Annotated in this window: 9 protein-coding genes; all 9 read right to left on the reverse strand. The window is 39.2% G+C overall.

Annotated features, from left to right (window positions below):
• Positions 1–436, reverse strand: a 436-nt coding sequence (locus E1171_RS14245; protein WP_155206700.1) for a hypothetical protein, incomplete at its 3' end; no start/stop codon positions are given.
• Positions 437–535: 99 nt separating this feature from the next.
• Positions 536–1,804, reverse strand: coding sequence for a hypothetical protein (locus E1171_RS14250; RefSeq protein WP_155206701.1), 1,269 nt, complete (start codon positions 1,802–1,804; stop codon positions 536–538).
• Complete coding sequence (tssD, locus tag E1171_RS14255) at positions 1,797–2,510, reverse strand: type VI secretion system tube protein TssD (RefSeq protein WP_155206702.1); 714 nt, start codon at positions 2,508–2,510, stop codon at positions 1,797–1,799. The genes E1171_RS14250 and tssD overlap by 8 nt, the downstream gene beginning before the upstream one ends.
• 17 nt (positions 2,511–2,527) lie before the next feature.
• Positions 2,528–4,981 (reverse strand): ATP-dependent Clp protease ATP-binding subunit, encoded by a 2,454-nt coding sequence (locus E1171_RS14260; protein ID WP_155206703.1) that lies wholly within the window; start codon positions 4,979–4,981, stop codon positions 2,528–2,530.
• A gap of 4 nt (positions 4,982–4,985) precedes the next feature.
• Positions 4,986–5,498 carry a type VI secretion system TssO gene (tssO, locus tag E1171_RS14265; protein ID WP_155206704.1) on the reverse strand — a complete coding sequence of 171 codons (513 nt, stop codon included), beginning with the start codon at positions 5,496–5,498 and terminating at the stop codon, positions 4,986–4,988.
• A 16-nt stretch (positions 5,499–5,514) separates the two neighbouring features.
• The gene (locus tag E1171_RS14270; protein ID WP_155206705.1) at positions 5,515–6,687 is read right to left on the reverse strand and encodes a hypothetical protein; all 1,173 of its coding nucleotides are present in this window, start codon (positions 6,685–6,687) and stop codon (positions 5,515–5,517) included.
• A 174-nt stretch (positions 6,688–6,861) separates the two neighbouring features.
• Positions 6,862–7,728 carry a TssN family type VI secretion system protein gene (locus E1171_RS14275; protein ID WP_155206706.1) on the reverse strand — a complete coding sequence of 289 codons (867 nt, stop codon included), beginning with the start codon at positions 7,726–7,728 and terminating at the stop codon, positions 6,862–6,864.
• 7 nt (positions 7,729–7,735) lie between these two features.
• Positions 7,736–8,674 (reverse strand): type VI secretion system baseplate subunit TssG, encoded by a 939-nt coding sequence (locus E1171_RS14280; RefSeq protein WP_155206707.1) that lies wholly within the window; start codon positions 8,672–8,674, stop codon positions 7,736–7,738.
• Positions 8,675–8,685: 11 nt separating this feature from the next.
• On the reverse strand, positions 8,686–9,327 hold a 642-nt coding region (locus E1171_RS14285), incomplete at its 5' end, for a C40 family peptidase (protein ID WP_187696462.1).

Genomic DNA, 9,327 nt, shown 5'->3' on the forward strand with positions numbered 1-9,327 from the left:
TTTTTTCTATTACAAACTCCTCTCCCTTTCTCGTGAATACATCCCTTCCTAAATTAAGGGAATCTCTGTACACATCTAAGGATTCAACAATGGTCACCTTATCCATTTTTAAAGTTACAGTATCAAGATGATAAAAGTGCTTGAAATTTAGATTTCCACTCCCTGGATCATATTCACTATAATACACAAAATACCCTAAAGTTGATTTAATCAATTTTTGGAAATTTAACCTATCTAGTTTTTTAGGCTTTAGTTTTAATAAGCTATCCCCTTGATTAGTATAAACACAGATTAAAGGCAAATAATCTTGATCTTTATACTTATCACTAAATACAGTATCCTTAGAATTGGCATAAAGAATTCCATGTCCTAAAAAAAGGGGGTATTCACTATCATCCTGAATCATAGATGAAGGCCAATTTATCTTTCCTCCCATTTTAACATGACTATTAAATTGACCATAAAAAATGGAAATAAGCGGAAATAAAAAAATCAAAACGTATTTCATAAATTAAAATTAATTGTATATCCTGAATCAGGAATTACCAGAAACATCCTCTGAACAAATGTTTTCCACATAATAACCTGATTGAGCAGAATCCCGATCTAAGGTCCAAGTGTATCCAGTAGAGCTATTTCCATTACCCACAATATAATGTCCCCCGTTGTAATAACGGATTAGGTGTGCATCATAGAAAGATTTAATATGGTTTGCTGTCCCTTCAGTCCCATTAAAAATCCCATTAAAATCAATAAAACCATCAATTTCAGATTCTATAAAACTAAAGACAAAATTCCCTTCCTCCTGATCATCAGGCCCCTGAAAAAGATTTTCTGGGTGACTATTATTCCAGTTTTCGATATTATTATGTAGATTCCGAATCCGAGCGCTTCCCTTTTGAGGATCAGTTAATTCCTCGACTTTCATATCCAATAATTGAATAGCCGTCCCAATATTTTCCTTCCAATTCCATATCTCATTATCAGAAGCTACTATATATCTATCATGATTGATATACCTTCCCTGTTCATCCACTACTACTTCCCCATCTTCTAAATTATCCACACCCAGAGTTTCAATTAATTGTTGGTCATTATTATTTTCCTGATCTAATTGACCAAAATTATCTAATTGGGCTATCCCAAAGCCTCTAGGTCCCCCCCAATTTGGCAACCCTTTTAATCCATTTACACTAAAATTTTCCCCTCTATTAAAATTTAGGAACTCATTCTCAGAAAATGTCCCACTTTCATGCTGCAACAAATGAACAATAAACCAATACCTATCCAAGTAACCCTCACTTTGGAGATAAGAGGTTACCTCTGCACGGCTTGGATTTAAACCTCGAATGTGAAATTCAAAGGTTTCCACATTTTCCTGCGTCCATTCCCAGTCACCAAGTATATACTCAAATGTTGCTTGTCCACCTCTGACCTTATCCCCAAAATCTATCGTGTAACTATCTCCTGGATTTATAGTTTGAGTAACAGCTTGCCCATTATTTTCTTCGGGAAAATAATCCAAAAAAATCCGTCTGGTTGCACTTACTCCACCATAACTTCCTACCTTGGTATAATTAATTTTCAACCTAATTCTAAGTTGTTGATTGGTATTATTATTTACCACCAACTCAGGCATCTCAGGTACGCTAGATACCGTCACAAATCTTTGATCAGAAGATTCCGTATCATTTAGCTTCACCCCATTAGCCATAAATTCTACTTCTCCACCTTGTTCCAAAGGCTCCGACTCCACCACACATTGGGTCAATTTTCCCCCATAAGTAATACTAACCTTAACCACCCTGTGCCTCCCTTTCTACTACTTCCAGTTCAATCTCATCCTTTTCGCTTTGTACAGCATAGTCCCTCAAGACATCATCGGCTATTAGGTTACCTTGGTACTTAAAGCTGACATTTTCCTCTTGACTCAAATTGATATTAATGGTCTTACCAGCCAAATCCTTGGTTTCCACCACTAAAAGGACTTGCTCCCCAGCTTTTAATTTTTCCTTATCAACACCTTCCAAATCAGTAATAGCAACTGATTTAACTTGTCCTTCTTTCTCTTCCTCTTCCTCTGGTTGACTTTGCTCAGCCATGGCCCCAATATCACTTATCTTCCAGGTTTGCTGGAACAGCGCGCCCTTGCTATTTCGAATTATTCCTGCAGCAAAACTTAGTCGAATGGTCATAGGCTCGGGGGAATCTGCCCAAAAGGTTTCCTTATAAGTTATACAATAAGCATCCCAGAACTCCTGCTCGTATAAGCGCCCCATACCATCGGGTGTATAGAAGCGTATTTTTCCGTTTTTCCTCATGTTGGCCTGTGTCATCCAATTCATGAGGTAATTGACATTTTCTTGTTTTTCAAAAGCCACATTAAAGATACCTCCCTTTACACTATCGTTTGGCCGAGACTGAAAACCTACGGGTTGAATAAACTCAAGGTCGTATTCCAACAGGTTCAACTCTAACTCATCAATAAACAATTTCGCCTTTACAGCCATAAGTATTTAAAAACTTTTTACTTCCAAACAATTTTACCATTCACCCAATCGGCAGTGATTTGATCACCCTTCTTCAGGTCTCCACTAATAATTTTTCGGGATAAAGGTTTCCTAAGCTCGGTACGGATAATACTTTTAATCGGTCGTGCCCCATATTGTGCATTATATCCGGAAAGTGCCAGCTGTTTTTTAGCCTCTTCCGTCATGTGGAATTTTATTTCCATTTCATCCAACATATGAGTCAATTCTTTGACTAGATGAATGTTAAAGATATCCACAATATGGTCCTCACTGATAGGTGCAAATGGCACAATCTCAGTTAAACGACCCAAAAACTCCGGACGGAAATACTGTGTCATGATCTCCATCAATTCTGATGAGGCAGGTAAACCACCCTTCTGGAAAGCTTCTGTAATGAACTGGCTACCAATATTAGAAGTAAACAACACAACAGCATTAGAGAAATCTCCCTCTTTGCCCAACTTATCATGTAGTTTTCCTTCGTCCATAATCTGAAGAAAAAGATCAAATACAGAACGGTGGGCCTTCTCAATTTCATCGAACAGCACTACTGAGTAAGGTTTTTGCCTTATTTTGTTCACCAGCAAACCTCCCTCCTCATAGCCTACATAACCCGGAGGCGCTCCATAAAGCAAGGCAGCGGAATGCTCTTCTTTAAACTCGGACATATCAAAACGAATGATAGCCTCCTCATCCTGGAATAGAAAATCCGCCAGGCTTTTCGCCAATTCGGTTTTTCCTGTACCCGTAGGTCCCAATAGGAAAAAAGAGCCAATAGGTTGATTTCCTTTACTTAATCCGGAACGGGATTCAACCACCGCTTCACTAACTGCTTTTAGCGCATGATCCTGCCCCACTACCCTTTTTCTCAGGATGCTTTCCATTTTGATCAGGCGATCTTTTTCCTCATCCCTGATCTTACCCATAGGAATGCCTGTAATTTGGGCTACTACAGCACTTAAATGCGTTTTGGTAATCTCCTCCAAAGGTTGCTCCGCTGTTTCTTTCAGGGATTTTAGCTTTTCGCCCATTTTCTCAATCAGCCCAGCAGCAGAAGGTGCTGTTTTTTCTTTCCCGTTTTCTTCTCCCACTTCCTGAAGCAGCAAGCCCATTTTTTCATCCAGGCGACGTTTCATCCATTGCAATTCATCGACAAGCTCTCCTCCCTTAAACTTTTCGTTTATTTGAGTTAATTCTTCTTCAAATTGCTTCAACTCTACCGAAACCGTCTCTTTGGTAGTTTTCACTACAGATAGGGTTCTATCAAGCAAGTCAATGGCTGAATCTGGCAGGGACTTTTCTTTCATATAGCGACTGGACAAGCGAATCGCCTCTCCCACCACTTCATCTTTGACCTTAAGCTGATGAAACTCTTCGTAACTCCCCTTTATATGACGAATCATCCTATAGGCCAACTCAATAGAAGGCTCCTCGATCTTCAGTATCTCAAACCTTCTATTAAAGGCCTCGTCATTTTCAATGTGCTTAACATACTCATCTGTGGTAGTAGCCCCCCCCAATGTAATTTCCCCCCGCTGTAGTTCCGCTTTTAACAGGTTAGATAAAGTATCGTTACCATTTTTCTTATTGAGTAGGGCATGAATTTCATCAATGAACAAAATAGCCTTTTCATGGGCTTTCAATTCTTCCAATATGCCCTTTAGGCGGTCCTCCACCTCTCCTTTGTAAGAAGCTCCTGCAAATAGGGCTCCCTGATCCAGATCAAATAAAACTGCATTTTGCAATTTTTCCGGTACATGTTGGTGGGCTATTTCTAAAGCCAGGCTATCCAAAACCGCTGTTTTTCCTACACCAGGATTTCCTGTTAGGATAACATTAGGTTTGGCTTTTCGTCCCAGCACTTCAAAAATCCTTCTAGTCTCTGCCTCCCTACCAATCACTGGCTGCAACAAACCATCCTTTGCCTCCATTGTTTTGTTTCGGCAATATTTATTAAGGGCTTTTTGAGAAAGAGGGCTTACTCCCTTTTCTTTAGGAGGTACTTTCCTATCGGTTTGTCCACCAAGCTTTAAAATCTCATTTCTATTCAAGGGCATAGTCTTTAGTTCGTCATAACTAAAGCCAACTCCCGGTGTGCACAAGGCTGCCAATACACTAAGGATATCAATTTCCTCCAAATGGAGAGATGTCAGCGCTATGGACTCCGCTTCAGCCATTACCGTCTGAAAAGCAGTATTTTCTTTCAGGTTATCAGAATGAACGTTACCCTTTTCCAGTTCTTCCAGCTTTACGTCCACCCATTCTTCCATATAATAGCCATCTTTTTCTAGCTCCAGCAATATCTCCCAGAGGGAAAAATCCTTATGAAAGAGGGCTTTGAAAAGATGCGCAGGAGCACAGTAGGCACTAGAATGCTCTAAGGCTATTTGTCGGGCAACGTATATGGCCTTTTCTATTTCAGCAGTGTATTTAATTGTAGTTGTGCTCATATTGTTATTTTGCGCGGTTTAACTTTTCAAGAACTTCCAAATCACTCCTGGCACTTTCCAACTCTATTTTATAGACCTCTAAATTTTGTTTTAGCTCAGAAATAGTAAGCTCAGCATCTTTCAAATCCCTAAGGGTCTTTTTATCCTCCAACATATCTGTATAAAGAGTGATGATATGATCATACATATCATCGTGCAACAGGGAATCTTCCGGAATCGACTTTTGCATTTCAATTAGTTCAGAACCCACCAATTGCTCCATATAGTAGCTATTTTGTCCCGGTAAGTTCATAGAATCCAACAAGTCTTTTGCTTTAAACATTTTTTGCTTGTAGGCCTGTTGAAAATCAAATTCAACTGATATTTGGTCATTCTCGGTTTTCAACAGTTGGTTTTGTTGCCAGGGTAGCTGAAAATCAAAAAAGATAGTAAACACTATCATGGCTATTGTCACCACAAACAACAACAGGAAAAGTAAAAAGGCCCGTATTCTTTCTTTCTTATTCAGTACTTCCATTATTCAGTTCCGTTTTTTAGTCTGCTAAAAAGCTGGCTCTTTTAGGTTTTAGTTTTTCATTTGCTTCCTTATCCATCAGGACTTTCTCCTGCACAAAGATGCTAGCATCTTTACGCTTACCGATATAATCCAATCGGTTTAGGGTGCTAAAGAGGTTCTGCATAGTATCCGCAAAATTCCTCACCAGAACCAGTGTCTTGGTAATATCATTATGTTCGTATTTGTTATTTATCAAATCGCTGAACAATATTTCAAATTGTCCCTGAGACAAACCGCACCACTCCGAAAGGTAGTTCAACAATTCTTCTTTTCCGGCTCCTGAACGCATATCAATGGTATTTTTCATTTGACGTGCTAGACTAGTAATCACATCAAACATATAGGAAGGAGGAGAATCCGGAGCCGACCATCGAAAAGCCGTGATCTTATTTCCCAGATAAATCACAATGGTTTCGGTCAACCTTAACATTAACTCTGCCAGTTCACTGCTTTGGTTTTTCCGGTTAATCTTTTGAGCTATCTGGACACAAAACAATTCTAACTGCCCCAGGAAACTATCTAGCTGTGTATAAGTCTCAACCAGTTTAGGATGACATCGCGTCATAGTACAGGGGGGAATATACTCCTCTACCAGCATGGTTTCTTTTCCACTTACCTTAATTTGCCCAATAGGAAGCATATAGGGACTTTTTTCCTTACGCTTAAAGTCTCCTTCTGGAATAAGGTTTAATTCATACTTTGGAACAACATAAGGATAACGGGGAGGTGTCTCATCTGGATCAGGTTTCCCCACAGTGACCCGTTCAAAAGGATAAACTGATAAAACAATAACTAAAATAACCTCTTTCCCTTCTTCAATGTTATAAGTGAGTTCTGGATAAGGCATGGAAAAATCCAGATTTTTAGCAGCAAAATCTGTGATTTCAATCCGTGCCCCACTCACCGTTACACCTCTACACTGTTCAATTTTTACCCGTAATAGCTTATGGTTATCAATCACCATAGAAATATTCAGCATTTCATCGGTACTTTCCGAAGGCAATAGGCCATAATTGAGGTAATTCAAACCTATGCCTGCCAAATCTCTAGAAAGGTCGGTGATATGATTTTGCAAATCATTAAAATGACTTTCGTTGATCTTCATACCATCCACCCAATTCACCGGCAGATATTTCAGTTTTTCTAACATATAAGGCTTTTATTTTTTTTCAACTTTCATGTATACTGCTTGAGGCTTAGTCGCTTTCCCTTACTCCCCTGTCCTTAATGAAGTTCACTACTCAAATTATAAGCTGTCTAATCAAAGCTTACCCTTCCCCATTGCTTTTTTGGCCCCACAAGGCGTCTAGCCCCTAGACCAGCACTACACCCTTCTACATATCACCACACTATTTTCTTCAATTCCATTCATATAAATAGGAAGATCCGGGTCAATATATTTAGCTACTCCATACCAAGGGGGTTTAATGTAAAACACCCACTGTCCTGCTTCCCCCTTATCATTTGACACTTCAATTCTTTCCTGATGACGATCATTATAATCGTTGACAAAATGGTAGAACAACCGTCCGAAATCCATACGAATGGGAGCCTTTGCTTTAAAATTAGTTTTAAGAGGATCATTGGATGACTTATAAAATTCAAAACTAAGTACCACCAGGTCCCTCAATTCATCGTCTTTAGGTTCGGAAAATCCATTCTGAATAGGAAAGGTCCAGTTTTTCATTACCCGCGCCGGAATAGCCAAAGCTTTGTTCAACGTTCTTTCAAAAAAAGTAGGAATAATAAAGGCCATAAAAGCAGTCAGCATTATGTACAAATAGTCGATTCCTGCCAGGTAGGTATTCACCACACAGAAAGCCAACATTCCATAGAGACTAATCACCAGAGTAAAGAAAAGGTGTTTCCCCACTGCATCCTTATCCTCAAAAGCATCCATCAGGCCATGAACGATAACAACATGAATCACTCCAAACACCAAAAAGCTTAATTGAAAAAATGCAAAAGTTTCCTGTATTCCAACAAACAGATTGCTATAGCCCCAGAAGGTATCTAATCCGAACACCAGAATAGCCAGAATAATATATATGTTTACTTTTTTCTTATAGCGCTGTCCATAATTTTTGACCATGTTGGAAAAAATCACGGTAAAAACAATACTCACAGTCAGTAAGATAATACACAGAACAATAATTTCTGTACTAAATAATTCTTTTAAATGTGCTTTCATACAGTGATTAAAGGGTAGTTGTCCACCCTAAACGGGCAGAAAAATTTTCATTACTCAATTGAAATTTACTTTCTTCTTCCTCTATCATAACTTTAGTGGTAGCTGCCACTTCAAGAGGAAGGAAAAAACTATAAAATACCTCCAAAAAACGTTGATATTCTCCGCCTTTCAGGTATTTGCAAGTATGCTCATTGGGGACAGGTCCAATGACAACTTCCACAGAATATGTATCGTCCATAAAAGAGTGACCAGAAATAAATTCAAGGCCAAGTCGAACTTCTCCTAAAGACATTTGTTGTTGATCTTGCGACATCCGCTCATAACCAATTTCTTTAAGGGAAACTTCTTCTCCCATCACAAGCCTCAAGCAGCGCACAAATAGCTCCAAATCTCCGGCAATTTTCCAGGCCCAAGGCAGCAACTGGACCATCTTCGATGTCATTTCTACAGGCAGGTCTTTCTCAATGTCCCAAAAGTCCATAAAGAAATCATCTACCTTTGTATTATTTAGACCTGCAAGAAATCGCTTTTCTTCTTGCTCCTGAAACACCCTGTGCAGTAAAAACTCGTTTTCAAAGGGAGCAAAAAATTTCTTGGCTTCTCCCTCCTCCTCCTTTCTTCTTTTATAATCTTCGGCCAACTGTTTAGTCCCCTTAACAGGAGGTTTCAACGATTGGTGAAACAAAGCCTCAGGAAGGGTATGGTATAAACCGTCTCTTGAAAGCTTCAGCCCAATGTTATCCGATTTTTCATACTCATTAAAGATCAACTCTACATCTAGGAGATCCTTTCTAAAATTACGGTTAAACACCCCTTCAAAAAAGAACATGATCTCCTCAGGATCCACTCCTTGATCAAGCATATTGGCCACCAAAATTTCAACCCGAACATCAAATTCTGTCCCTTGAATGGCCTGAACTTTATTCACCACCTCATCAACTGTCATGGCAATTTGGATTAATTAACTACAGGAAGCGGTTTAATTCGGCCACTACTATAGTAGCGTGTGATATAGTAAATAGAATTCAAATCAGCTATCTCCACCCCTGTGGAAGTAGCCGCATTTAAAAACTTTCCATTTTGCAAATAAATACCCACATGGGACACCACATCATCGGGAGACATCCTAAAAAACACCAAATCCCCTTCTCTCAGGTACTTTTTTCCCGTAAAGCGATCAAAAAGCTCGGACTGAAACATCTCTAAAGAGGTACGAGGAATCTCCCTATCGTACACCTCATAAAAAAGTGTTTGAACAAGAGCAGAACAATCAATTCCTGATTTATCTATCCCTCCATATTTATAAGGAACTCCTAACCATGTTTCTATAAAAAAGTAGAGTTTCTCATTTTTTAAATCCTCAGGATGGAGACCTAATATTTCCGCATATTTCATTTGAATAGCAGATGGTTGAGGACCCCTTCCTCCGGGATAAGCATCTGGAACCTCCGGAAGCGTTTCCCCTAACACCCCCTCCTCCACGAGCATTTGTTCTCCTTCATCATTTTCCGCTTCTTCCAAACTCTGTGCTTGAATTCCTTTTAGGTCTTTATCAGAGGTATAAACATGAAAAGTACAGGACTTTATAGAACACAGTAA

The organism is Xanthovirga aplysinae, assembly GCF_009711365.1.
GTDB lineage: Bacteria > Bacteroidota > Bacteroidia > Cytophagales > Cyclobacteriaceae > Xanthovirga > Xanthovirga aplysinae.

Bases quoted from the DNA above. Each gene is read 5' to 3' on its own strand.
- tssO (WP_155206704.1), bottom strand. From the start codon at position 5,498: ATGGAAGTACTGAATAAGAAAGAAAGAATACGGGCCTTTTTACTTTTC.
- E1171_RS14260 (WP_155206703.1), bottom strand. From the start codon at position 4,981: ATGAGCACAACTACAATTAAATACACTGCTGAAATAGAAAAGGCCATA.
- E1171_RS14280 (WP_155206707.1), bottom strand. From the start codon at position 8,674: ATGACAGTTGATGAGGTGGTGAATAAAGTTCAGGCCATTCAAGGGACA.
- E1171_RS14275 (WP_155206706.1), bottom strand. From the start codon at position 7,728: ATGAAAGCACATTTAAAAGAATTATTTAGTACAGAAATTATTGTTCTG.
- E1171_RS14270 (WP_155206705.1), bottom strand. From the start codon at position 6,687: ATGTTAGAAAAACTGAAATATCTGCCGGTGAATTGGGTGGATGGTATG.
- tssD (WP_155206702.1), bottom strand. From the start codon at position 2,510: ATGGCTGTAAAGGCGAAATTGTTTATTGATGAGTTAGAGTTGAACCTG.